This window comes from Aestuariivirga sp. (assembly GCF_047600585.1).
Classification (GTDB): Bacteria; Pseudomonadota; Alphaproteobacteria; order Rhizobiales; family Aestuariivirgaceae; genus Aestuariivirga.
Window position 1 is genome coordinate 2,834,512 of the sequence record NZ_JASGKP010000001.1, and the last position, 22,949, is coordinate 2,857,460.

At 62.9% G+C, this 22,949-nt stretch carries 25 protein-coding genes; 9 read left to right on the plus strand and 16 right to left on the minus strand.

Going from position 1 to position 22,949, the window contains the following annotated elements; genetic code table 11:
- Positions 1-55 precede the first annotated feature (55 nt).
- Genes ccoS through ccoN form a run of 8 tightly spaced genes read right to left on the minus strand, consistent with a single transcriptional unit; the run spans position 56 to position 8,047 of the window.
- On the minus strand, positions 56-208 hold the full coding sequence (gene ccoS / locus QM801_RS14010) for a cbb3-type cytochrome oxidase assembly protein CcoS (RefSeq protein WP_415019829.1): 153 nt from the start codon (positions 206-208) through the stop codon (positions 56-58).
- Complete coding sequence (locus QM801_RS14015; protein ID WP_415019830.1) at positions 205-2,508, minus strand: heavy metal translocating P-type ATPase; 2,304 nt, start codon at positions 2,506-2,508, stop codon at positions 205-207. Before QM801_RS14015 ends, ccoS begins: the two co-directional genes overlap by 4 nt.
- Before the next feature lie 22 nt (positions 2,509-2,530).
- A complete protein-coding gene (locus tag QM801_RS14020; protein WP_415019831.1) occupies positions 2,531-3,010 on the minus strand; it encodes a FixH family protein in 480 nt (159 codons plus the stop codon).
- Positions 3,007-4,581 (minus strand): cytochrome c oxidase accessory protein CcoG, encoded by a 1,575-nt coding sequence (ccoG, locus tag QM801_RS14025; protein ID WP_415019832.1) that lies wholly within the window; start codon positions 4,579-4,581, stop codon positions 3,007-3,009. Before ccoG ends, QM801_RS14020 begins: the two co-directional genes overlap by 4 nt.
- Positions 4,582-4,613: 32 nt before the next feature.
- Positions 4,614-5,495, minus strand: a complete 882-nt coding sequence (gene ccoP, locus QM801_RS14030; RefSeq protein ID WP_415019833.1) for a cytochrome-c oxidase, cbb3-type subunit III — start codon at positions 5,493-5,495, stop codon at positions 4,614-4,616.
- Between the two features lie 4 nt (positions 5,496-5,499).
- Positions 5,500-5,652: a cbb3-type cytochrome oxidase subunit 3 gene (locus QM801_RS14035; protein WP_415019834.1), complete on the minus strand. Its 153-nt coding sequence runs from the start codon at positions 5,650-5,652 to the stop codon at positions 5,500-5,502.
- An 11-nt stretch (positions 5,653-5,663) separates the two neighbouring features.
- A complete protein-coding gene (ccoO, locus tag QM801_RS14040; RefSeq protein ID WP_415019835.1) occupies positions 5,664-6,410 on the minus strand; it encodes a cytochrome-c oxidase, cbb3-type subunit II in 747 nt (248 codons plus the stop codon).
- Between the two features lie 14 nt (positions 6,411-6,424).
- Positions 6,425-8,047, minus strand: coding sequence for a cytochrome-c oxidase, cbb3-type subunit I (gene ccoN, locus QM801_RS14045; protein ID WP_415019836.1), 1,623 nt, complete (start codon positions 8,045-8,047; stop codon positions 6,425-6,427).
- A 176-nt stretch (positions 8,048-8,223) separates the two neighbouring features.
- On the opposite strand from ccoN, the gene QM801_RS14050 reads away from it, so the two are divergent.
- Complete coding sequence (locus QM801_RS14050) at positions 8,224-8,709, plus strand: hemerythrin domain-containing protein (protein WP_415019837.1); 486 nt, start codon at positions 8,224-8,226, stop codon at positions 8,707-8,709.
- Positions 8,706-10,070: an oxygen-independent coproporphyrinogen III oxidase gene (hemN, locus tag QM801_RS14055; protein WP_415019838.1), complete on the plus strand. Its 1,365-nt coding sequence runs from the start codon at positions 8,706-8,708 to the stop codon at positions 10,068-10,070. The genes QM801_RS14050 and hemN overlap by 4 nt, the downstream gene beginning before the upstream one ends.
- 15 nt (positions 10,071-10,085) lie before the next feature.
- On the opposite strand, the gene QM801_RS14060 is transcribed toward hemN, so the two are convergent.
- Positions 10,086-10,832, minus strand: coding sequence for a Crp/Fnr family transcriptional regulator (locus tag QM801_RS14060; protein WP_415019839.1), 747 nt, complete (start codon positions 10,830-10,832; stop codon positions 10,086-10,088).
- A gap of 630 nt (positions 10,833-11,462) precedes the next feature.
- Here QM801_RS14060 and QM801_RS14065 point away from each other — a divergent pair.
- On the plus strand, positions 11,463-11,669 hold the full coding sequence (locus QM801_RS14065; protein WP_415019840.1) for a hypothetical protein: 207 nt from the start codon (positions 11,463-11,465) through the stop codon (positions 11,667-11,669).
- Between the two features lie 67 nt (positions 11,670-11,736).
- Here QM801_RS14065 and menA read toward each other — a convergent pair whose 3' ends face one another.
- The 6 genes from menA to QM801_RS14095 form a co-directional block, all read right to left on the minus strand.
- Positions 11,737-12,645: a 1,4-dihydroxy-2-naphthoate octaprenyltransferase gene (menA, locus tag QM801_RS14070; protein ID WP_415019841.1), complete on the minus strand. Its 909-nt coding sequence runs from the start codon at positions 12,643-12,645 to the stop codon at positions 11,737-11,739.
- Positions 12,642-13,415 carry a ubiquinone/menaquinone biosynthesis methyltransferase gene (locus QM801_RS14075; RefSeq protein WP_415019842.1) on the minus strand — a complete coding sequence of 258 codons (774 nt, stop codon included), beginning with the start codon at positions 13,413-13,415 and terminating at the stop codon, positions 12,642-12,644. The genes menA and QM801_RS14075 overlap by 4 nt, the downstream gene beginning before the upstream one ends.
- On the minus strand, positions 13,412-14,272 hold the full coding sequence (locus QM801_RS14080; RefSeq protein ID WP_415019843.1) for a bile acid:sodium symporter family protein: 861 nt from the start codon (positions 14,270-14,272) through the stop codon (positions 13,412-13,414). Before QM801_RS14080 ends, QM801_RS14075 begins: the two co-directional genes overlap by 4 nt.
- Before the next feature lie 175 nt (positions 14,273-14,447).
- Entirely contained in the window at positions 14,448-14,669 is a 222-nt protein-coding gene (locus QM801_RS14085; protein WP_415019844.1) for a hypothetical protein, read from the minus strand.
- 327 nt (positions 14,670-14,996) lie between these two features.
- Positions 14,997-15,893 carry a LysR family transcriptional regulator gene (locus tag QM801_RS14090; RefSeq protein ID WP_415019845.1) on the minus strand — a complete coding sequence of 299 codons (897 nt, stop codon included), beginning with the start codon at positions 15,891-15,893 and terminating at the stop codon, positions 14,997-14,999.
- Positions 15,894-16,038: 145 nt separating this feature from the next.
- Complete coding sequence (locus QM801_RS14095; RefSeq protein WP_415019846.1) at positions 16,039-16,875, minus strand: UDP-2,3-diacylglucosamine diphosphatase; 837 nt, start codon at positions 16,873-16,875, stop codon at positions 16,039-16,041.
- Positions 16,876-17,041: 166 nt separating this feature from the next.
- Here QM801_RS14095 and QM801_RS14100 point away from each other — a divergent pair, with 166 nt between their 5' ends.
- Positions 17,042-17,410: a hypothetical protein gene (locus tag QM801_RS14100; RefSeq protein WP_415019847.1), complete on the plus strand. Its 369-nt coding sequence runs from the start codon at positions 17,042-17,044 to the stop codon at positions 17,408-17,410.
- 174 nt (positions 17,411-17,584) lie between these two features.
- Here the strand turns inward: QM801_RS14100 and QM801_RS14105 are convergent, their stop codons facing one another.
- Complete coding sequence (locus QM801_RS14105) at positions 17,585-17,848, minus strand: hypothetical protein (RefSeq protein ID WP_415019848.1); 264 nt, start codon at positions 17,846-17,848, stop codon at positions 17,585-17,587.
- On the opposite strand from QM801_RS14105, the gene QM801_RS14110 reads away from it, so the two are divergent.
- From QM801_RS14110 to QM801_RS14130, 5 genes are all read left to right on the plus strand, one after another.
- Positions 17,847-18,557 carry a hypothetical protein gene (locus QM801_RS14110; RefSeq protein WP_415019849.1) on the plus strand — a complete coding sequence of 237 codons (711 nt, stop codon included), beginning with the start codon at positions 17,847-17,849 and terminating at the stop codon, positions 18,555-18,557. The genes QM801_RS14105 and QM801_RS14110 overlap by 2 nt on opposite strands.
- 365 nt (positions 18,558-18,922) lie before the next feature.
- Positions 18,923-20,041 carry an ABC transporter substrate-binding protein gene (locus QM801_RS14115; RefSeq protein ID WP_415019850.1) on the plus strand — a complete coding sequence of 373 codons (1,119 nt, stop codon included), beginning with the start codon at positions 18,923-18,925 and terminating at the stop codon, positions 20,039-20,041.
- Positions 20,042-20,092: 51 nt separating this feature from the next.
- Complete coding sequence (locus QM801_RS14120) at positions 20,093-20,992, plus strand: ABC transporter permease (RefSeq protein WP_415019851.1); 900 nt, start codon at positions 20,093-20,095, stop codon at positions 20,990-20,992.
- Positions 20,989-21,777 carry an ABC transporter permease gene (locus QM801_RS14125; RefSeq protein WP_415019852.1) on the plus strand — a complete coding sequence of 263 codons (789 nt, stop codon included), beginning with the start codon at positions 20,989-20,991 and terminating at the stop codon, positions 21,775-21,777. Before QM801_RS14120 ends, QM801_RS14125 begins: the two co-directional genes overlap by 4 nt.
- Positions 21,777-22,838, plus strand: a complete 1,062-nt coding sequence (locus QM801_RS14130) for an ABC transporter ATP-binding protein (protein WP_415019853.1) — start codon at positions 21,777-21,779, stop codon at positions 22,836-22,838. The genes QM801_RS14125 and QM801_RS14130 overlap by 1 nt, the downstream gene beginning before the upstream one ends.
- The last annotated feature ends 111 nt before the right edge of the window (positions 22,839-22,949 follow it).

Here is a 22,949-nt window from a genome sequence, read left to right on the forward strand (position 1 = left end):
GCGGGCCGGGGCCGATCTTGCAAATCAACGTCCCGTAAGCTCCTTAACGACCGGGTTACTTGCGGGGCGCGTCATCGTCGCCGAGAATACGCACGGCAGCGCCATCCAGATCCTCGTACTGCCCGCTTTTCAGGCTCCAGAGGAAGGCGCCGAGGCCCAGGGCGCCAAGGCCGAGGGCGACCGGGATCAGGACAACGAGCATGGTCATGCGACGGCCTCCTTGGCCACGGGGCGGCGGACCTCCCGCTCCCCTGCAGCCTGAACGCCATCGCTGGCGGACGGTTTCAGCAGATGGAGCCGGAGGCTGTTGGCCACGACGATAATGGAAGAGGACGACATGGCCAAGGCGGCAATGAGCGGGTTCAATTGCCCCGCCATGGCGAGCGGCACAGCGAGGATGTTGTAAACGATGGCGAGCGCGAAGTTCTCGCGCACCACGCGGCCCGTGGCCTTCGCGACGCGGTAGGCGAAGCTCACCGAGGCGAGCGACTCGCTGGTGAAGACGAAGTCGGCGGCAGTGCGGCCGATGTCCGAGGCAGAAGCGGGCGCCATGGAGACATGAGCGGCAGCAAGCGCGGGCGCGTCATTGAGGCCATCGCCCACCATGAGCAGCTTGCGGCCTTTTTCGGCTGCCTCGGTGAGATAGGCGAGCTTGTCGCCGGGTTTCAGTTCGGAGCGAAAATCGGAAATGCCGAGGCCTGTAGCAATCGCCGTCACCTGGGCGCGGCCGTCTCCGGAGAGCAGTGTGACCGGCAGGTGGCGGGACGCGAAGGCAGCGATCATTTCGCCGGCGCCGGGGCGCACCCGTTCGGCCAGCGTGGTGAGATAAAGCGCTTCGCTCTCGATGGCGAAGGCGACGCCGTGTCCCTGTGGTGACTGGGCGTTTCCGGCAATCTCCGCCACCCAGCTTGTGCGTCCGAGGCGGACGCGCGCGTCACCGACGCGGCCTTCGACACCGTTCCCCGGCACTTCATGGAGTTCGCTCACCAGCGCTTCCGGCTGGCCCGGAAGATCACGGGCAAGCGCCCGCGCCGCCGGATGGATGCTACGCTGGGCCAGCGCCTTGGCGATGGCCGTGACCCGGCCCGGCGGAATACTGCAGGACGAGACGGCCGGTTCGCCCGTCGTCAGCGTGCCGGTCTTGTCGAAGACCGCGCCATCGATGGCGGCAAGGCGTTCCAATGCCGAACCATCCTTGAGGAGCACGCCATTCGAGAAAAGGCGGCTGGCGCTCACCACCTGCGCCACGGGAACGGCAAGGCCCAGCGCGCAGGGGCACGTGATGATCAGCACCGCAACGGCAACCGTGAGCGACTGATGCAGGTCGCCATGGGTCCACAGCATCCAGCCCGTGAAGGAAGTGAAGGCGAGGATGTGCACCATGGGGGCATAGATGCGGGCGAGACGGTCGGCGATGCGGACGTAGGACGAGCGGCCCTTTTCGGCCGCCGCCATCATCTCAGTCACTTCGGCAAGGAAGGACTCGCGCGCCGGCCGTGTTGCAATCATGTCGACGGGGCCGGTGAGGTTGAGCGTGCCGGCCTCGACGCCCATTCCTTCCACCACGCGCTGCGGATCGCTTTCGCCGGTGACGAGGGCGCGGTCCACATCGCTCATGCCTTCGATGATGGTGCCATCGACAGGGAAGCGCTCGCCTGCCGCAACGCGGATGCGCATGCCGGGATTGATGGCATCAAGCGCCATGTAGGTGACGTCGCCCGTCTCGCTCACCACGAAGCCGCCCTTGCTGGAGAGGCGCGCAAGGTTGCTCGCGGCGTTGCGGGCGCGGGCGCGCATCATGTGATCGAGCACGCGGCCGATGAGGAGGAAGAAGAGCAATGAGGTGGCGGCGTCGAAATAGGCGTGACCGCCGCCGAGGAAACTTTCGTACATCGACATGCCGGTGGCGAGCAGCACGCCCAGCGAAATCGGCACGTCCATGTTGACGCGGCGGGTGCGGAGCGCCTTCGCCGCCGAGCGGAAGAAGGGCATGCCGCCAAAGGCCACGGCGGGAATGGCGATCAGGGCCGAGATTGCATGGAAGAGCGACTCGGTGGCACCATCAGCGCCGTTCCACACCGGGATCGAGAGCAGCATGATGTTGGCGGCGGCAAAGCCCGAAACGGCAAGCGAGCGCAGCAGCACCTTGAACTCGGGATCGCCCTCGCCGCTTTCCTCGGCCGAAATCGACTGGGTGGCATAGCCGAGGTTTTCCAGCGTCTGCACCACAGGGAGCACGCTGCGTGACGGATCATCGAGGGTGAGCGAGACGCGGCGGAGCGTGAGATTGGCGCGCACATCGCTCACGCCTTCGAGCTTCGAGACATTGTCCTCGATCGTCGAGATACAGGCACCGCAATGCATGGCAGGGGCGGAGAGCAGATAGCTGACGCGGCCATCCACCAGCTGCCTGCTGTTGGCGCGGAGGTCTTCAAGCAGGGCGACGCGGCTCGCGGACAGGGTCTCGCGGGCGGCGTCACTGATCAGCGGGGCGGCACAGCAGGACATGGCATGACCCTCCCGCCGCCTGCTACTTCAGCACGATGCGGATCGGACGCGACCACGTGCCGTGGCCGGCAAGATCAGCCGAGACGGTGCCGGTCCACTGGCCCTTGGCAAGGTCGTGCGGCACTTCGAAATGACCGGGCGTGGTGGCGGCGAGTTCGACCGTGAAGTCCTCGCCATCATCCGACGGGCGGCCGAGGCTCACCTTGACGGCGGTGGCGGGAACGGCATCGCCTGCCTTGGTGTGAAGCGAGAGCTTGAGCACGCCCTGCTCCAGCGTGAGGCTCGGATGCACATCGAGCGCGGCATCGGCTTCCATGGCCGCCGTCTTCTCGTTGAACTCCTGGCTTGCGACATAGGAGTTCTCGACCACGAGGCCCGTCCAGCTGTGGCGGGAGAAATAGACCATGGTGAAGTTGACGGCGAAGACGACGCCGAAGAAGGCGATCATGATCGCCAGCATATGTTTGCCGGTGAATTCGCGCATGGTGCCGTTGCCTGTCATTGCATGTTCTCCGGAACTTCAAAGATTGCGTTGTACGTGTCGGTCTCGAAAGACTGCTTGTCCGTCACGACGATGCGGAAATCCGTCCGGCCCTTCTGGGCCAATTGCCCCGGAACCGTGACGAAAACATGGAGGGCGCGGAGCTTGTCCGGCTCCACCGGAATGTCTGCACTGCGGCCCACGACACCCTCGAGCTCGTTGATCGTCATGGAGGCGCCGGGAGGACCATCGATCATCAGGGTGATGGTGCGCGGCTCGGGCATCATGTTGAGGATCTTCATGGTGTAGCCGTTGCGGATGGACCCATCCGACAGCTTCACGGCAATCGGGTTGCGGTCCTTCTGCACGTTCACTTCCAGGCGGTCGCGGGTGAGCAGCAGGAAGACGAGGCCGATGCCGATGAGCGACCACATGCCCATGTAGATGAGGGTGCGGGCGCGGAAGAAGATCTTCCAGTCGAAATGCTTGAGGCCGTCGATGAAGCCGCCGCCGGGCTTGTGCACGCGGGCCGGATCGATGCGGCCCCAGACGTCGTCGGTCGCATCCGGGCAGGCGATGTCCATGTTGTGGTTGTAGTCGCGGAGCGTCGAATAGCCGATCAGGCCGCGCGGCTTGCCGATCTTGTCCATGATGCCGTTGCAGGCATCGATGCAGAGCGCGCAGGTGATGCATTCCAGCTGCTGGCCGTCGCGGATGTCGATGCCGGTTGGACAGACGGCAACGCAGGCGTTACAATCGATGCAGTCGCCCACGGCGAGGCCCGCCGCAGCGGCCTTCTTGGTGCCGGCCGAGCGCGGCTCGCCGCGCCAGTCGTTGTAGGTGACGACGAGGGAATCCTCATCCAGCATGGCAGCCTGAATGCGCGGCCACGGGCACATGTAGATGCACACCTGCTCGCGCATGATGCCGCCGAGGAGATAGGTGGTGGCGGTAAGGACCGCGACGGTGCCGTAGGCGACGAAGGGCGCCTGCAGGGTGACGAAATCCTTGAGCAGTGTTGGCGCGTCGGCAAAATAGAAGATCCAGGCGCCGCCCGTTGCCACGGAGATGAGCAGGAAGATCAGGTGGGTGAAGCCGATGAGCGAGACCTTGCGCAGAGACCACGGCGCCTTGTCGAGGCGGATGCGGGCGTTGCGGTCGCCCTGCACCAGTTCCTCGACCTTGATGAAGAGATCGGTCCACACGGTCTGCGGACAGGAGTAGCCGCACCAGGCGCGGCCCACGACAGAGGTGACGAGGAAGAGCCCCACGCCCGCCATGACGAGAAGACCGGCGACGAAATAGAATTCCTGCGGCCAGATCTCGATGAAGAAGAAGTAGAAGCGGCGGTGCGCCATGTCGAGCAGCACGGCCTGGTCGGGCGCGAAGGGCCCGCGGTCCCAGCGGAGCCAGGGGGTCAGATAGTAGATCCCCAAAGTGACCGCCATGATGATCCACTTCAGCTTCCGGAAGGTTCCCTCGGCACGCTTGGGGAACACCTTTTCGTGTGCCGCGTAGAGGGAACTCTGTGCCTTGGCGCCGGTATTGACGGCCTTGGCGTCCTGCTTGTCGATGATCGTATGCGTATTCACTTTGGGGGTTGTACCTTGTTCACCTGATGGCGTTACTGACCGCCACCCAGTGACAGGACGTAGGCCGCGAGTTCCTTCACCTTAGCGTCTCCCAGCTTGGCCTTCCAAGCGGGCATGACACCATGACGCGGATTGGTGATCTGCGCGGTGATGGCTTCGAGGCTGCTGTTGTAGAGCCACACCGCATCGTTCAGCTGCGGCGCGCCAACGTCCTGGTTGCCCTGGCCGTTTTCGCCGTGACAGGCCGCGCAATTCTCGGAGAAGACGGTGGCGCCGGCGGTGGCCAGGCCTTCGTCATGCTCGAGGTTGGCGAGCTTGCGCACGTAGTTCGCGGCCTGGTTGATCTTCTCGGGTTCGAGGAGACCGTCCTTGCCGAAGGCGGGCATCTGGCTGTCATGGGTGTCGGGGTTGCCGACCACGCGGATGCCGTTCGAGAGCGTCGCCACGATCTGCTCGGGCTTGCCGCCCCACAGCCATGAGTCGTCGTTCAGGTTGGGATAGCCGGGGCCGCCCTGGGCGCCCGAGCCATGGCACTGCACGCAGTTCACCTTGAAGAGCGAAGCGCCGGCCGAGATGGCATAGGTGCGGGCTTCCGGATCCGCCATGATGGCGTTGATGTCCATCCCGGCGATCTTGTCGCTCATGGCCTGGCGGCCCTGGTCGACAACGGTCATCTCGTTGCGGAGGTCAGCGCGGCTGCCCCAGCCCCAGATGCCCTTGGTGGCGCCTTCCGATCCCCAGAGGCCGGGGATGGCGGGATAGACCACCATGTAGCCGATGGCCCAGATGATCGTCAGGTAGAGGGTCCACAGCCACCAGCGCGGCAGCGGATTGTTGAGTTCCTTGATGCCGTCCCATTCGTGGCCGGTTGTGTCCACGCCGGACAGTTGGTCGATATCTTTGTTGCCGGACATGGGTCTACTCCTTGAAGGGGATATTGGCAGCGTCATCGTGGGATTGCCGGGCCGAGGGGCGCAGCGCCATCCAGATCACGAGGATGAAGAAGATGAACATGAAGAGCAGGCCCCAGCTGTCTGCGAAGGCGCGCATGGTGTGATAGTCGAGGTCCATGAGCGTGCTCCTCAGCGTTCGTTTTCTTCAGGCTTGTAGGCGGAGAAATCGACCAGCGTGCCGAGCACCTGCAGATAGGCGACGAGGGCGTCCATCTCGGTCAGCTTGGCGGGATTGCCGTCGAAGGCGCCGACATTGGCCTTGGGATAGCGGGCCATGAGACCGGTGCTGTCCGCATCGGGATTGGCCTGCGCCGCCATGTCGGCCGCCGCGTTGTCGATATCTTCCTGGGTGTAGGGCACGCCCACCACGGTCAGCGTCTTCAGGTGAGCCGCGATCGTGGACGGATCGATCTCGTTCTTCGCCAGGAAGGCGTAGGGAGGCATGATCGATTCCGGCACCACGTCACGCGGGTTGGTGAGATGCTGCACGTGCCAGTCGTTGGAGTACTTGCCGCCCACGCGGGCGAGGTCCGGACCGGTGCGCTTCGAGCCCCACTGGAAGGGGTGATCGAACATCGACTCGGCCGCCAGGCTGTAGTGGCCATAGCGTTCCACCTCGTCACGGAAGGGGCGGATCATCTGCGAATGGCAGACATAGCAGCCTTCGCGGATGTAGATGTTGCGGCCCGCCAGTTCGAGCGGTGAGTAGGGACGCATCCCCGTCACCTTCTCGATGGTGTTCTGCAACCAGAACAGCGGAGCGATTTCCACGATGCCGCCGATGGTCACCACCAGAAGGGAGAGAACAAGGAGCAGCGTGACATTGCGTTCGATCTTGCTGTGGAAGCCGAGCGCAGGTGCGTTGTTGGTAGCCATAGTGGAGTTGCTCCTTATTCGGCAGGCTTGAGGGCGGGCGCTTCAGCGCCCATCGGGACTTCCGCACGCACGTCGCCGCGGATCGTCTTGTAGACGTTGTAGAGCATGACCAGCATGCCGAGCAGGTAGAGGGCGCCACCCAGGATACGCATGACGTAGTAGGGGTGCATGGCGGCCGAGGTTTCGGCGAAGCTGTACACAAGGAAGCCCTGGCTGTCGTACTCGCGCCACATCAGGCCCTGCATGATGCCGGACACCCACATGACGGCGGCGTAGACAACGATGCCGAGGGTGGCGAGCCAGAAGTGCCAGTTGACGAGACGCAGGCTGTAGAGCTGCTTGCGGTTCCAGAGCTTCGGCACGAGGAAGTACATGGCGCCGAAGGAGACCATGCCGACCCAGCCGAGAGCGCCGGAGTGGACGTGGCCGATGGTCCAGTCAGTGTAGTGCGAGAGACCGTTCACCGACTTGATGGACATCAGCGGGCCTTCGAAGGTGGACATGCCGTAGAAGGCGATCGACATCACCATCATGCGGAGCACCGGATCGGTGCGGAGCTTGTCCCAGGCGCCGGAGAGCGTCATCAGGCCGTTGATCATGCCGCCCCAGGAGGGCATCCACAGCATCACCGAGAAGACCATGCCGAGGGTTTGTGCCCAATCCGGCAGCGCGGTGTAGTGGAGATGGTGCGGGCCGGCCCAGATGTACATGAAGATCAGGGCCCAGAAGTGCACGATCGACAGGCGGTAGGAATAGACCGGGCGGTTGGCCTGCTTCGGCACGAAGTAGTACATCATGCCGAGGAAACCGGCGGTGAGGAAGAAGCCCACCGCGTTGTGGCCGTACCACCACTGGGTGAGGGCATCCTGCACGCCCGAGAAGGCGGAGTAGCTCTTCACGCCGAGGAAGGATACCGGCACCGCCATGTTGTTCACGAGGTGGAGCATGGCGATGGTCACGATCATCGAGAGATAGAACCAGTTCGCCACGTAGATGTGGGGTTCCTTGCGCTTCACCAGCGTGCCGAGGAAGACGAGGAGATAGGCGACCCAGACCACGGTGAGCCAGAGATCGACGTACCATTCGGGTTCAGCGTATTCGCGGCCCTGGGTGATGCCCAGAAGGTAACCGGTCGCGGCCAGCACGATGAAGAGCTGGTAGCCCCAGAACACGAAGGACGGCAGCCAGCCGCCGAAGAGGCGGGCGCGGCAGGTGCGCTGGACCACATAAAATGAAGTGGCGATCAGCGCGTTGCCACCAAAGGCGAAGACCACTGCAGAGGTGTGCAGCGGGCGCAGGCGGCCGAAATTGAAGAAGGGGGGAATGTTCAGTTCCGGAAAGGCCAGCTGGCTTGCGGCGATCACGCCGACCAGAAGCCCTGCCGTTCCCCAGAAGAGGGTGGCGATCACCCCCCAGCGGATCACGTCGTCATTGTAGGCCGAGGCGTCGGCCGACATGGCAACTGCGCCAGCGGGGCCGTAGCTCACGCGGCGCAGAAGGAAGACAGCACCGAGGGCGAGGAGCGTGAAGACGATCCAGGCCTGGGTTCTGAACAGGGCGTCCTGCCCTAGCGCAGCACCCAAAAGTGCCAGAAAGGCTGCCACAGCGACAGCGATTGCAGATGTACCGTTTCTCATTGTGGCGAACCTTTCCAGCCAGTCTTGGTTTGCAAGACACAGGTCGGAGGGAACCAATGGGATGACCCGCGTTTGCACCGTGCGTTGTGACAGTGTGGTCAATTTGTGACCTTGATTCAGATCAACGACGCAGCGCTCCCCACCGGTCAATTTGCCGCAACAGGATGTCTCCGACAATGACCAACGCAGCCCCGATCCCCACGGCCTCGCCCGAGCAACCGGCCCCGGCTGGCATTGCCTTGACATTGCAGCATCATCTTCAGGAACAGGCCCGCTTCTGTGACCGCCTCGAGACGATGGCGGACCGCCTGCCCGATGCCATCGACGAGCGCGATTGCCTGTTGATGGCGCAGAATGTGGTGCCCTTGATCAAGCGCGCCCATGATTTCGAGGAGCGCATCGTCTATCCGCTGCTGCTCTCGCTGCCGGACACCTCAGAGGACCTCAAGTCCTCGATCGAACGCCTGAAATTCGAGCATCTCGGCGACGAGGAGTTTGCCGGCGACCTCGGCGCCTCCCTGCGGCAGTTCGTCACCAACCGCGGTGCGACGAACGTCGAATCCCTGGCCTGGATGCTGCGCGGCTTCTTCGAAAGTGTAAGACGGCATATCGCCTTCGAACGGGAACACATCCTGCCGCTTGTCCAGAGGCATTCATCATGAGTGGCGTCTTCAATCCCGAAAAGATCCTCGCGAAGTATCCGCAAAGCCTGCCGCGCTACACGAGCTATCCGCCGGCGAATCATTTCCAGCCTGCGGGCGGGCGTGACCTGCGCGAGGCATTCATCGCCGCCGTCAATGGCGCCGATGCGGTGTCGGCCTATATCCACATTCCCTATTGCGACCGCCTCTGCTGGTTCTGCGGCTGCCACACCAAGCAGACGCTACGCTATGATCCCGTCCGATCCTACGTGTCGTCGCTCATCGACGAGATCGCCCTGTGGAAGGGCAAGCTCACCCGCAAGCCCCGCCTCTCGCGCCTGCATCTGGGTGGCGGCAGCCCCAGCCTGTTGCAGCCCGACGACCTGAAACGGCTGCGCGAGGCGCTCGACACCGCCTTCGTGATTGATGGCGGCACCGAGATCAGCATCGAGCTTGATCCGTCCGACATCAAGGAGGGGAGCATCCCGGCCCTCCTCGCCTTCGGCATGACGCGGGCTTCCATCGGCGTGCAGGATTTCGATCCCGTGGTGCAGGCCGCGATCAACCGCCCGCAGGGATATGACGTGACCCGCGATCTGGTGGAGCAGCTGCGTGCGGCGGGCGTGAAGTCGATCAATATCGATGCTCTCTATGGCTTGCCGCTGCAGACCATGGAACGGCTGACGAAAACAATTTCGCAGGTGATCGAGATCGCGCCCGACCGCATCGCCCTCTTCGGTTATGCCCATGTGCCCTGGCTGAAGACGCACCAGCGGATGATCAAGGACGAGGATCTGCCAGATTCACGCGAGCGTTACGCGCAGGCCCGCATGGCCGCGAAGATGATTGCCGATGCCGGTTACGAGGCCCTCGGCATTGACCACTTCGCGCTCCCCTCCGACACGCTGGCCATTGCCGCAAACGAAGGCCGGCTCAATCGCAACTTCCAGGGCTACACCGACGACCAGGCCGACATTCTGCTGCCGCTCGGGCCCTCGTCCATCGGCCGCTTTGCCGACGGCTATGTGCAGAACGAACCGGCCACCGGCCAGTACAATGCCAAGGTGGCTGCGGGCGAGATTCCCTTCACGCGCGGCATCGGCCTCTCTGCCGACGACAAGATGCGCGCCTGGGTGATCGAGCGGCTGATGTGCGACTATTCCTTCTGCCTCTCGGAATTGGCCGAGCGCTTCGGGCACCGCTCGCAAGGCCTGGTGGAGCTTGCCGAGCGTATTGCCCACGATGATCGCGACGGCCTCTGCGAAGTCTCCGACGGCCTCTTCAAGATCGAGCCGGACGCCTGGCCCTTCGCGCGCATCATCGCATCGCGCTTCGATGCCTGGCTGGAACTGGCGCCGCGTCAATATTCGAAAGCTGTCTAGGAATACGCAGCCTGCTCAGGCGGTGTCCTGCTCGGTCATTTCACGCAGGCGGTCGAGGTTCGGCACCTCGATGGTGCGGTTGTTGTGGATGTTGATCACGCCCGCATGGCGGAGCTTGGTCAGCTGCCGGCTCACCGTTTCGATGGTGAGGCCGAGGAAGTCGGCGATGTCCGAGCGCTTCAGGGGAATGTCGAAGCTGATGGCGCCTTCGGCCGAATCCAGTTCCGGGTCGGCATGGGTGGCGATGAGATAGAGGAAGCTTGCCACCTTCTCAGACGCTGTCTTGCGGCCGAGGGTCAGCATCCAGTCGCGGGCCTCGTCCAGTTCCTTGAGCGTCTGCTCATGAAGACGGTGCTCGAGATCGGGCGTTTCACGAATCAGGGTTTCGAGTGTCGAGGCCGGGAAAGCGCAGACCTTCACGTCGGTCGCCGCTTCCACCGTCACGTCGCTGCTGCGGGCAAAGGGCCGGCCCATGAAGTCGGGCGCGAATTGCAGGCCGACGATCTGCTGGCGGCCATCGGCGGTGAGCTTGCTCAGCTTGACGACGCCGCTCAGGATATTGGCTTGGCGGGAGACGCGCTGTCCGGCCGGGGCAATTTCGCTCTCGGCGGAATAAACCATCTTGGTGGTGTGCTTGCTGAGTTCGAGAAGTTGCTCCGGCGAGAGCGCACCACAGATGCCGCGGTGGCGCGACTCGCAGGAGCGGCAGACCACCGGGATGTCGGAGTTATGGACGTCTTTGCGGTCGTTGTTCTTGAGCACGGCTCACCCACTCAGATGCACTCTTGTCGAAGTGCCAGTCTGACATCCTTATAGGGCCCAAACGCGGCAATTCAAAATGGCTTCGCAACAGCGTCGCCTTCATGCCCTGAGTTCCCGGATAAGTTGAGTGACGAATTGTCAGTGCGACTCTTGGGATATGATGTGATGCGATGCGCGTGGCGTTGGGCCTGCAACTGCGCGCGTTCAGCGAGCAGAAAGAGAAGGAGTTCCTCGCCCGTAGTATGGGTAACTGGGGATCGAGCGAGGAACTCCACTCTGCGCCGTTCAGAAACAGGCAGAGCATTGGTTGACCGCCCCCGGTCAACCCAAGCGTATCGACGATCTCTTTAATCTGCAAATCAGTTCAATGGCTTGCTGCGATGAATTTGCGCGCGTGAAGAGGTTCGCGGCACCTAATCCTGCACCCGACTCCTGGGTTAATGAATGGTTACTGAACAGCGGTGGCTCCGCGGCGCATGCCTTGCCCCAGGTTTTGTCGAATTGAAAGCACCCGCCCCGCCCCCATTTCCTGACCAGCACCGCAACCGGTGCTGCAGCAGGTTCATCTCTTACGGGGCGTGGGAGATGAAGGTGCTGCAACTCCAACTCGACAGCACAAGGATTTATCCCATGAAGCGTCTTTCCATCGCCCTCGCCCTCTCGCTCCTCTCGGCCACCGCTGCCTTTGCCGACAGCACCGAGCGCTGCAATCCCGCCCAGCAGAACTGGGTGAACGGTTCGCAGACCACCTGCTCGATCACCGATCAGAATCACACCCGCCAGGCCACTCCGCAGAAGCAGCAGAACTCCGAGCCGGAGACGGATAGGATCGGGTAACTCTTCCGACCTCACACATTTCATTGCTCTGAAGGAAGGCACCAGACATGGTGCCTTCTCTTTTGATTCAGCCGCCGCTGATCACCAGCGCTACGAAGAGTGCAAACTGCAAGAGAACGGTGAGCGGCAGGAAGCGGTTGATCTCCGCCGATACAGGGGTGCGCCACACGCCATAGGACAAAGCCGCGGCCATCAGTCCGAGAAGCGAAATCACCGCCGGCAACAGTGTGTCGCGCACGGCAAGCACGGGCAACAGGGCAACAGAACCGAACAGCATCGCGCCATAGATGATCTTGGCGCCGGGCACATCCGCGAGAATCGCAAGCGTCATGCGGCCCGCCGCTTCGTCGGTGCGGCGGTCGCGATGATTGTTGAGGAGCAGCACGCCGCCCGAGGGAAGCCCCATCATCAGGCCTGCCACGATGCCTTGCTTCGTCAGATCGGCCCCCATCACATAGGCGGTGCCGGTGACCGCGATGACGCCGAAGAAAATGACCACGATCAGTTCGCCCAGCGGCGTGTGCGAAAGCGGCAGCGGCCCCATGGAATAGACATAGCCCAGCAGCAGCGACGCAAGACCGATGGCGACGATCGGCCAGCCGCCGGCCGAGACTAGCGGCAGGCCGGCGATGATGGCGGTGGCGAAGGCGAGATGGGCGGCCGACTTCACCTGCGATGCATCGAGCAAGCCAAGCGCGGTCATGCGTGGCGGCCCAAGGCGTTCGTCCGTGTCGGTTCCGCGTTCGGCATCGGCCGCATCATTCCACAGATTGGTGCCGACCTGGATGGCAAGCGCCGACAGCGCCGCACAGACGGCCAGCGCCACGTTCACGCCGTGGCCATGGCTGGCGATCCAGGTGCCGCAGAGTACGGGTGTCAGCGACAGGCCGACGGTTTTCAGCCGCGCCGCCAGCACCCAGCGCCGCGCAACCGGCAACCGGCGCAGATGTTCGAATGTTTGATCACGCACACTCATTCGGCAATCTCCGCAACGTGAAGGGCAGCGACGCCAAAGACAAAGCGGCGCAGCGTCACGTTTTCAAATCCGGCAGTCTTCAATTCGCGGGTGATGCTTTCGGCATCCGGAAACAGCCGGATGGAGTCCACCAGATAGCGGTAGGCGCCGCGGTTGCCCGAGACCATCGCGCCCAGGGCCGGAATCACGAAGCGCGAAAAGATGTTGTAGAGAGGCGCAAACCAGGCGCTCGGCTTCGAGAACTCGAGCAGCACAAGGCGGCCGCCCGGTTTCAGTATGCGCGCCACTTCACGGATCGCGGCAGGCGGATCGGTCATGTTGCGCAGACCGAAAGAAAGCATCACCGCATCAACCGATCGTGTTTCGAAAGGCATGTGCTCGCCCTCTGCGACACGGCATTCGATCCGTCCCGCGGCGCGGGCTTCCGCCACGCGGACCATGCCGGGGCTGGCATCGGCCAAAATGATGCGCGCCATGGGCAAACGCTTCCGCAGGGCAAGGGCGAGGTCGCCGGTGCCGCCGGCAAGGTCCACGATGGTTCCGGTTGCAGCTCCCTCTGTCTCCGCCGCCGCAGCAACGGCAACGCGCTTCCACAGGCGGTGCAGGCCGAAGCTCATGAGATCGTTCATGAGGTCGTAGCGCGGCGCCACCTGATCGAAGAGTTCGCGTACGAAAGTGCGGCGCGTGCCGGCTTCGACCCGTGCAGCGCCAAAAGTCTCTCCCAGGGGTGCCAGGGATTGCAGACGGTCGAGGGAAGGGTCTTCCGTCACGTTGCAGGCCTCCCGATGGCGAAATCATTCTGCGCGCCGAGCCTGCGCGAAACGGCGACGAGCACCAGTGCGGTGACATTCATCACCACGGCATAGATGAGTGCCGGAACGGCAAGCTCGGGCCGGCCCAGGAGACTTGAACAGATGAAGATGGCGATGGCGGCATTCTGCAGCCCGGTCTCGACGGCAATCGCCAGGGATTGCGGCTTGGACACGCCGGGCAGGAAGCGCGTGGCGAGGGCGATGAGGACGGCGGTCACGTTGAGGAGCACAACGGCAGGGCCGGTGTCCGTGGCACTGGCGATCAAGGCGTCGCGGTTCTGCCAGAAGGTGGCGAGCACGATCCCGGCGAAGACAGCCTTGGCCAGCTTGTCGGTGGCGCGCGAGATCCGCTCGGCGGTGGCCGGCGCGAAGGCGCGCGGCGCCATGCCGAGGAAAAGCGGAACGGCTGTGACCGCCGTCATCACCACTGCCATCCGCACGAGGCTGGTGGCGCCCACCTCGATGCCGCTGAGGCCGAGGAGAAGCGGAATGGAAAGGCTCGCTGCCAGACTGGTCACCAGCGTCATGGCGGTGGAAAGCGCAACATCCGCTCCCGCCAGCAGGCTGACATAGTTCGAGGTGATGCCACCCGGGCAGACGGCGATGATCATCAGCCCCAGGGCCGCCTCGGGCGGCAGCCGGAACAGGTGGATGATCCCCCAGGCAAGGGCGGGAAGAACCAGCATCTGAACGAAGAGCCCGGCCAGCAAAGGTCCGGGTCTTGCGGCGGTGCCCGCGAGATGGCCGAACGACAGCCGCAAGCCCACCGTAAACATCAGAAAAGCAAGGGAAACCGGCAGGATGATCGCAGCCATGGGACACCTCCACGGCCACTCCTGTACACGTATAAGCGTCAGGACAAACTGACAGAGATCAATGCACCGCCGAATTGCAGGATTTTTTGTCACGCCATATGTGGATGCCCGGAAAAGGAAAACTCCCCCTCCCCGGCGGGATGGGGAGAGGGAGTTGCGGGAGAAACCGGTGCGATTAGTCGCTGGACTTGTCGCGCTGATTGTTGAGGTTGTAGATCGCCTGCTCGGAGGCGCCGGCCGACTTCTTCAGCACCACGCCGGTCGGCGCATTGTTGGTCGGCACAACGCGCTGCTCGTAGCCAGCGCCACTGGCGTTGCGATCGGCAGGGCCGTCAGCAGCGATTGCAGCAGTCGAGAGAGCCGCAACGGCGGCGAGCGAAACAAAAATCTTCTTCATGTGAATTCTCCAAAGTTTGATTTTCAAACTGCCTTGCGGTTGTGACCGTCAGTCAGCCTGATGAACCGGAGATGGGCATGCGATCGACGTTCAACATTGGCGTTGTATTCAATGATGCATTTCCGATGACGAAATGCTTCTGTAGATCCATCCGCACTTTGCCATCATTGGCAGGACGGCAAGTCGTTTCTCAGTCAAATCGCGCTCACAAGGATGTGATTCAACATCCCGTGACTTGAAAAAATCTGAGGACATACTGAAGCGCATGGCTGCGCAGGTGGAGTCTTACTCAACCACTTAACAAGGACGTTGGGGAAATCGTGGTGGTCAATCGCCGATGTTGGGAAAGCCACACTCGAGAAGGTAGTCCAGAAAGCTCCTGACCTTTGCAGGCAGATAGCTGCGGTCCGGATAGACCGCGTAAAGCGGTACCGACGGCCGCGCCACATCGGGCAGCACCTGCTCGAGCCTGCCCTTCTTCAGTTCAGAATCCACCAGCCAGTGCGGCATGAAGCTGTAGCCCATGCCTTCGCGCGCCGCGAACATGAGCAACGATTCATTCCCACTGAGGAGAACCGGTTTGAACTGGATCTCTTCTTCGCCTTTCGCGGTGCGGATGCTCATGCGGCCGTCGCGGGCCACAGGGGTGTAGGCGAGGAACGGTGCGCCCTGCAGATCGGCGAGTGATTGAGGGCGGCCGGCCCGCTCCAAATAGTTCGGTGATGCCACGAGCCGAAAATGCATGTCACCGAGCCGCCGCGCGATCAGTCCGGATTCGAGCGCGGAGGAAACGCGCAAGGCCAGGTCGAATCCCTCTTCGACGAGATTGATGATGCGCGGGGTCAGATCGAGCTCGAGCGTCACATCAGGGTGGCGCTGGTTGTAGCGGGCAACGAGGGCTGCAAACGGAGGATTGGCCATCCAGACCGGCACGCTGACCCGCAGCCTGCCGCTTGGCTTGACTGCCGTCTGGGAAATCTGGGCCTCTGCCTCATCGAGCCCCTCGAGCAACGGACGCATGCGGGCGAGGTAGATGGTGCCCGCCTCGGTGAGGCTGACGTTGCGGCTGGTGCGATTAAGCAAGCGGGCGCCGATCCGCGCTTCCACGTGCTGCACATGCTTGGTGGCCATGGCAGGCGAAAGCCCGAGCCGGTTCGCGGCCGCGGAAAAGCTCTTCAGGTCGGCCACGGCCCCGAGGACACGCAAGCTCAATAAACTATCCAATCAGCATCCCATCATTTCACGGCAGGAAACGTTGCCCATCCGAGAGGCGCAACATCTGCGATTCCAGAAAGTTAGGAAGCCGGGTGGGAACATTCAACGCGCAGGCCATGCGCCGGATGCAATTGTACTCTCCATTGTTGCAATATCACCACACCATGGCCGTGATCGCCACGGGATCGCCTGTGTGGGGAACAACCGGGCCGGCCCGCAGGTTTTCGGCCGGCTCACGGCTGCCATGCCAGTGGATGATTTCAAATGTGCCGTCGAAGTGTTCGACCAGCGCCGAGCAGCTCTCCACCCAGTCGCCGTCATTGAGGTAATGGATGCCGCCGATCATGCGGTTGTCGGGAGTGTGGATGTGGCCGCAGATCACGCCATCGCAGTTGCGCTGGCGGGCCTCGCGCACCACCGCATCCTCGAAGCGGGAAACGAACTCGACCGCCTTCTTGACCTTGAACTTGAGATAGGCAGACAGCGACCAGTAGGGCAGGCGGAAAAAGCGCCGCACGCGGTTTATGATGGCATTGAGCGACATCGAGGCCTCGTAGGCGCTGTCCCCCAGTTTGGCGAGCCATGGTGCGAAGCAGACGACACCATCGAACTTGTCGCCGTGCAGCACGAGGTAGCGCTTGCCCTTGGCGCTGGTGTGGATGGTCTCTTCCAGTATGGCGACCTTGCCGAACCTGAGATTGACGAAGTCCCGGAAGTTCTCGTCGTGATTGCCGGGGATGTAGATGAGCTTGGTGCCCTTGCGACCCTTGCGCAGCAGTTTCTGGATCACGTCGTTGTGGCTCTGCAACCAAACCCAGGTCTTGCGGAGCGACCAGGAGTCGACGACGTCACCCACGAGATAGAGATAATCCGACTCGGTTTGCCTCAGGAAGTCGAGCAAGGCCTCGGCCTGCGCGCGCCGCGTGCCGAGGTGGATGTCAGACACGAAGATGGCGCGGTAGCGTTTCTGCAGGTGGGGACGGTCGAGCATTCTGGTTTCCTGTGCTCTCTCCGCCTCTCCGATTTGCATGAAGGCGTGATGACAACCAGGACGCGGCGTCTTGTCATGCAACTGTCATTCAAACGTCACAAAAATGGCCTTGATTGTGACAAGGGCGTGAACTTGATTTCCGTCACGTATGATGGAGAACTTTGTCATGAGTAATCAGGTTGATGGGGTCATCGAGTTGAAGCCCGAGAAGACCGAAAAGCCCGCCAAGGCAGCCGCCGACAAGCCGGCGAAGGAAAAGGCGGCCAAGGAAAAGCCCGAGAAGGACAAGGCGCCGAAGACATCCTTTTCCGGCCGTCTCGAAGAGATCGCCGTCAAAGGCGATGGCAGCCTCTCTCTTGCGCTCAAAGACAAGCGCGGCAAGGCGCATGACTTCACCCTTTCCGGCAATCTCGCCAGCACCGTGACGGCGCAGCTCCTCGCGGCCGCGATCGCCGGAAAACTCAAGCTGCATGTCACGACATCGCCCGACAACGTGAAGCAGGTGGCCGCGCTTTCGCTGCACGCGAAGAAGTGAAGGCGCAAGCTTTCCACTCGCATTTGAAACAATAGCCGCAGGCATTCTTAGCAGCCGCTTAGCAGTAGCTGGTTACGCTTCCTTATCCAATCGAGGGAGCAACAAAATGCGTTTGGGCAAATTTACCACCACTTTCTCTATCGCTGCCGCGCTGCTTTTCGTGCCGGTGCTTGATCACGTGATCAGCGTCGACAGCGGCAAGGCTTTCGCCGGAAACGGCAATGGCAACGGCGGCGGCAACGGTGGTGGCAACGGCGGCGGCAACGGTGGCGGCGGCGGCAACGGCAACGGTGGCGGAAACGGGAACGGCAATGGTGGCGGAAACAGCAATTCCTCTTCAGCAGGATCAGCTTCCGCCGGGTCAGTCAGGTCTGCATCCGCGGCACAAACCGCTCCGGTCTCGGCGCCCGGAAAATCCTCCATCAGAAAATCGAACATGGTTGTTACGGCCCAGCGGACATCGCAAAAGAAGGGCAAGACCACTGCGGTCGCAGCTGTCTCGCCCAACAAGGGCATGGGTTCGATTGCCAGCCAGCTCGGTGCGCTGAACGCGGCCAACGCATCGGCGCAGGCCTTCGCCAAGGCGGCACCGAACTCCCGCGTCGGCAAGCTCCGCACCTATGCCATCGAGAATGCCCAGTCGGTGCAGGCCGCTGAAGCTGCGGCCGCCGCACAGGCCGATCTGGCGGATGCACAAGCCGCCCTGCAGGCGGCGCAGGAACAGCAGGCCACTCTGCAGCAGGCGGTGACCGATGCCACCACTACGGTGCAGCAGAGGGAACAGGAACTGACGGATGCACAGACAGCACTTTCCAATCTTGCTGCGGATGATCCCTCATACGCCGGTGCCCAGCAGGCGGTGACGGATGCGCAGGCCGCGCTCGGCGCGGCGCAAACCCGCCTGAGCGATGAGCAGGCGGCGCTCGCTGGCGCCAGCACCAGCGATGAAGAGCAGACCGTGGCCGATGCGCAGGCGTTGGCGGATGCAGCGGTGCAGGAGGCAGCACTTCAGGAAACGGAAGCGGTGACTGCACTCCAGGCTGCGGCCAACAAGGACGTGACGCCGGAGGTGCGTGCGATCGTTGACCAGATGCTCGACGGCAAGGTCGATACCTCGCTCACCACCCAGGTCTCCACAGCGCAGTAATCTGCAGGATCTTCCACACATTCAGGCGGGCCCGCTCAGGCGGGTCCGCCCTTTTTCGCGGTCACATGAGACCGACACGCCGTTGTCGCACACCTGTTACACTGGGTTGCAAGAGAGACGTCATGGTCTGAGATGTTCAGGCAACTCTGGCGGGCAGACCCTGCTGGAGTTCAGCCCGGGAATATCATCAAGCCGGGCGGCAATCGCGTCAGTGCACCAAATGCCGGGCAGTGTTGCGTCGCAACATGCGTGGTCATTATTCTTATGCAACGACCTGATTTGACGCTCATCCCAAACGTGCAATAGTCCGTCATCGTTTTGTCATAGGAACGTCATGGCAGACCGATCCCCAACAGGAGACAAAGATGAAAAAATCAACATCCTCCATCGTCAAGGCGTCACTGGCAGCCGCGCTCACGCTTTCCACCGCGATGACATCGCTGGCGCGCGCCGATGCGATGGCTGACCTCGAAGCCGCAGCCAAGGCCGAAGGCCAGCTGACCGTGATCGCCCTGCCCCACGACTGGTGCGGCTATGGTGGCGTGATCGAGGGCTTCAAGGCGAAGTATCCCGGCATCACCGTGAACGAACTGAACCCCGACGCGGGTTCTGCCGACGAGCTGGAAGCCATCCGCGCCAACAAGGACAACAAGGGCCCGCAGGCGCCTGACGTGATCGACGTCGGCCTCGCCTTCGGACCGCAGGCCAAGACGGAAGGGCTGATCCAGCCCTACAAGGTTGCCACCTGGGCCGAAATTCCGGACAACGTGAAGGACGCCGACGGCTCCTGGTATGCCGACTACTATGGCGTGATGGCCTTCGGCATCAACAAGGACCTGGTGAAGACCGCGCCTGCCGACTGGGCCGACCTTCTCAAGCCCGAATATGCCAACTCCTTCGCCCTGACCGGCGATCCGCGCGCCTCCAACCAGGCGATCCTCGCGATCATGTCGGCCGGCATGTCGCGTGGCGCCGAACCCGGCACCGCTTCGGGCGAGAAGGGCCTGGAGTTCTTCGCCGAACTGAACAAGGCCGGCAACTTCGTTCCGGTCTCGGGCAAGTCGGGCACTATCGCCCAGGGCCAGACGCCGATCGTCGCCGCCTGGGACTACAACCTGCTCGCCTGGCGTGACAGCCTGAATGGCAACCCGCCGATGGACGTGGTGATCCCGTCATCGGCCTCGCTCGCCGGCGTCTATGTGCAGGCGATCTCGGCCTACGCGCCGCACCCGAACGCTGCCAAGCTGTGGATGGAATACCTGTACTCGGATGAAGGTCAGCTCGGCTGGCTGAAGGGCTACTGCCACCCCGCCCGCTTCAACGCCATGTCGGCGGCGGGCAAGATCCCGGCAGACCTTCTCGCCAAGCTGCCGCCCGCTGACGCCTATGCCAAGGCCGTGTTCCCCACCGTTGACCAGCAGTCTGCCAACAAGGCTGCCGTGACCGGCGGCTGGGACAAGGTCGTGGGCGCCAACGTCCAGTAAGACACTTCAAGAGCCTCCGCGTCGTTGCAGACGCGGGGGCTTTCTCTCTCCATGACAGCCCTTCCCCACAGCGACACCGCCGCACCGCGCCCCAGGCTCGCCCTTCCCGGCTGGAGCTGGAACTGGCTTGGCGTGCTGCCGTTTGCGCTCTTCGCGCTGCTCTTCCTCATCCTGCCCACGATCCAGATCGTCTTCGGCGCCTTCCAGACGCCGGACGGCGCGATCACGCTCAAGAACATTGCAGGCCTGGCCGAACCCAATATCCTCCATGCCGCCTGGATCTCGATCAAGCTCAGCGTCATCTCGGCGATCGGCGGCTGCATCATCGGCCTTGCCATCGCCATTGCCGTGATCCGCGGCGGGCTGCCGTCGGTTCTGCGTGACGCCACCATGACCTTCAGCGGTGTCGCCTCCAACTTCGCGGGCGTGCCGCTCGCCTTCGCCTTCATCGCCACGCTGGGCCGCCTCGGCATCGTGACGCTGCTGCTGCGCGATCTTTTCGGCATCAATCTCGCCGCCCTCGGCTTCAACCTGATCAGCTTCACCGGCCTGACGCTGGCCTACCTCTATTTCCAGATCCCGCTGATGCTGCTCATCATCGCGCCTGCGCTCGACGGCCTGAAGCGCGAATGGCGCGAGGCCGCCGAAAGTCTTGGCGCGGAAGGCTTCGAATACTGGCGGCGGGTGGCGCTGCCGGTGCTGTGGCCATCGCTGCTCGGCACCTTCGCCCTGCTCTTCGCCAATGCCTTCGGTGCGGTGGCAACGGCCATGGCGCTCACCGGCTCGTCGCTCTCCATCATTCCGATCATTCTCTTCGCGCAGATCCGGGGCGACGTTCTGCAGGATCCGCACCTCGGCTATGCCATCGCCTTCGGCATGATCTTCATCACCGGCATCGCCAACCTGATCTACATCATCCTGCGCAGCCGCGCCGAACGGTGGCTGAAATGAAGCAGAGCACCATCTGGTCCTGGGTGATCTTCATCGCGGGTGCGATCTACTTCTTCCTGCCGCTGATCGCGACCTTCGAATTCTCCATGCGCGCCCGCCGTGGTGTCTATTCCTTCGATGCCTACCGCTCGGTGCTGGCCGATCCGCAGTTCCGCGATACGCTCTCCTATTCGGTGCTGATGGCGCTCCTCACCATCGTGCTCGGCCTCGTCATCGTCACGCCCACGGCCTTCTGGGTGCGGCTCAAGCTGCCGCGGCTGCGGCCCTATATCGAATTCATCACGCTTCTGCCGCTGGTGATCCCGCCCATCGTCATCGTCTTCGGCTATATCCGGCTCTACAACACCGCGAGCTATCTGCCGCTCACGGCCTCGCTGCGCGGCACGGATTTTCTGCTGATGTGCGGCTATGCAACGCTGTCGCTGCCCTATATGTACCGCGCCGTCGACACCGGCCTTCGCAGCATCGACCTCGTGACGCTCACCGAAGCGGCGCAAAGCCTGGGCGCAGGCTGGACGACAATCATCCTCCGGCTGGTGCTGCCCAATGTGCTGGTCGCCATTCTCTCGGGCGCCTTCCTGACCTTCGCCATCGTCATCGGCGAATACGTGCTGGCGGCACTCCTCAACCGCCCGGCCTTCGGCCCCTACATGGTCTGGATGGGCGGCAACAAGGCCTATGAGCCTGCGGCCCTCGCCGTCATCGCCTTTGCCATCACCTGGGCCTGCATGGGCCTGATCCAGCTTCTCACCCGCTTCCAGAAACACACGAGCAAGAAACGCTGATGGCCTTTCTCCAACTCAAATCCCTGATCAAGTCGTTCGGCCCCGTGCGCGTGGTGCAGGAGTTCAACCTCGACGTGGCGCGGGGCGAGTTCGTTTCGCTGCTCGGGCCTTCGGGCTGTGGCAAGACCACCGTGCTCCGCATGGTGGCGGGGTTTGAATCGCCGACATCGGGTCAGATCATCATCGATGGCTCGGATGTGACGGGCCTTCGCCCCAGCCAGCGCAATGTGGGGCTGGTGTTCCAGTCCTACGCGCTCTTCCCCAACCTGACCGTGGCTGGCAACATTGCCTTCGGCCTGAAGGTGGCGCGCCAGCCCGCAGCCGAAATCGAAACACGTGTGAAGGACATGCTGAAGCTGATCGGCCTGCCCGATCTTGGCGAGCGCTATCCCTTCGAGCTCTCAGGCGGCCAGCAGCAGCGCGTGGCGCTGGCGCGGGCCCTTGCCGTGCGCCCCCGCGTTCTGCTGCTCGACGAGCCGCTTTCCGCACTCGATGCGAAGATCCGCGTCTCGCTCCGCGACCAGATCCGCGACATCCAGCGCGAGCTTGGCATCACAACGATCTTCGTCACCCACGATCAGGAAGAAGCACTCTCCATCTCCGACCGCGTGGTGGTGATGAACAAGGGCCGCGCCGACCAGATCGGCAGCCCGCACGAGATCTACAACAAGCCCGCAACCGAATTCGTGGCGAATTTCGTGGGCACATTGAACGCCTTCAGCGCCCGTGTGAGCGACGGGAAGAAGGGCGTGATCCAGGTGAATGACACGGCCATCACCGTGCCGCAGGTGCAGCCGCTCGGCCTTGCCAGCGGTACCGAGGTGAAGCTCGGCCTTCGCCCCGAGGCGCTGCATGTGGGGAAACAGGCGGCCCCTGCCGCCAATCTTCCCGCCACGGTGGAGGATGTGCACTTCCTCGGCTCGGTCATCCGCCTGCGGGTGCGGCTCGGCGATCAGGTGATGTCGCTCGATACCTTCAACCGCTCCACCGAGAAGCCGCCGGTGATCGGCGGCAAGACGGTGATCAGCTTCGACCCCACCGACCTCATCCTGATCCAGTAGGACGGCGCACCGGTAGCAGGCGGGAACCGGCAATTCCCGCCGTTTGCGGCAGTATGATATTTTTTGACGAAATTCATATTCTCGTTGACAGTCCGCCCGCAGGGTTCCTAG

Coding starts and splice junctions, on each gene's coding strand:
- QM801_RS14105 (WP_415019848.1), bottom strand. CDS start 17,848: ATGTTCGATTTTCTGATGGAGGATTTTCCGGGCGCCGAGACCGGAGCG.
- QM801_RS14100 (WP_415019847.1), top strand. CDS start 17,042: ATGAGTAATCAGGTTGATGGGGTCATCGAGTTGAAGCCCGAGAAGACC.
- ccoN (WP_415019836.1), bottom strand. CDS start 8,047: ATGAGAAACGGTACATCTGCAATCGCTGTCGCTGTGGCAGCCTTTCTG.
- QM801_RS14080 (WP_415019843.1), bottom strand. CDS start 14,272: ATGGCTGCGATCATCCTGCCGGTTTCCCTTGCTTTTCTGATGTTTACG.
- QM801_RS14125 (WP_415019852.1), top strand. CDS start 20,989: ATGAAGCAGAGCACCATCTGGTCCTGGGTGATCTTCATCGCGGGTGCG.
- QM801_RS14065 (WP_415019840.1), top strand. CDS start 11,463: ATGAAGCGTCTTTCCATCGCCCTCGCCCTCTCGCTCCTCTCGGCCACC.
- QM801_RS14050 (WP_415019837.1), top strand. CDS start 8,224: ATGACCAACGCAGCCCCGATCCCCACGGCCTCGCCCGAGCAACCGGCC.
- QM801_RS14020 (WP_415019831.1), bottom strand. CDS start 3,010: ATGACAGGCAACGGCACCATGCGCGAATTCACCGGCAAACATATGCTG.
- ccoP (WP_415019833.1), bottom strand. CDS start 5,495: ATGTCCGGCAACAAAGATATCGACCAACTGTCCGGCGTGGACACAACC.
- QM801_RS14015 (WP_415019830.1), bottom strand. CDS start 2,508: ATGTCCTGCTGTGCCGCCCCGCTGATCAGTGACGCCGCCCGCGAGACC.
- hemN (WP_415019838.1), top strand. CDS start 8,706: ATGAGTGGCGTCTTCAATCCCGAAAAGATCCTCGCGAAGTATCCGCAA.
- QM801_RS14120 (WP_415019851.1), top strand. CDS start 20,093: ATGACAGCCCTTCCCCACAGCGACACCGCCGCACCGCGCCCCAGGCTC.
- QM801_RS14115 (WP_415019850.1), top strand. CDS start 18,923: ATGAAAAAATCAACATCCTCCATCGTCAAGGCGTCACTGGCAGCCGCG.
- QM801_RS14035 (WP_415019834.1), bottom strand. CDS start 5,652: ATGGACCTCGACTATCACACCATGCGCGCCTTCGCAGACAGCTGGGGC.
- QM801_RS14130 (WP_415019853.1), top strand. CDS start 21,777: ATGGCCTTTCTCCAACTCAAATCCCTGATCAAGTCGTTCGGCCCCGTG.
- ccoO (WP_415019835.1), bottom strand. CDS start 6,410: ATGGCTACCAACAACGCACCTGCGCTCGGCTTCCACAGCAAGATCGAA.
- QM801_RS14110 (WP_415019849.1), top strand. CDS start 17,847: ATGGTTGTTACGGCCCAGCGGACATCGCAAAAGAAGGGCAAGACCACT.
- menA (WP_415019841.1), bottom strand. CDS start 12,645: ATGAGTGTGCGTGATCAAACATTCGAACATCTGCGCCGGTTGCCGGTT.
- ccoS (WP_415019829.1), bottom strand. CDS start 208: ATGACCATGCTCGTTGTCCTGATCCCGGTCGCCCTCGGCCTTGGCGCC.
- QM801_RS14095 (WP_415019846.1), bottom strand. CDS start 16,875: ATGCTCGACCGTCCCCACCTGCAGAAACGCTACCGCGCCATCTTCGTG.
- QM801_RS14085 (WP_415019844.1), bottom strand. CDS start 14,669: ATGAAGAAGATTTTTGTTTCGCTCGCCGCCGTTGCGGCTCTCTCGACT.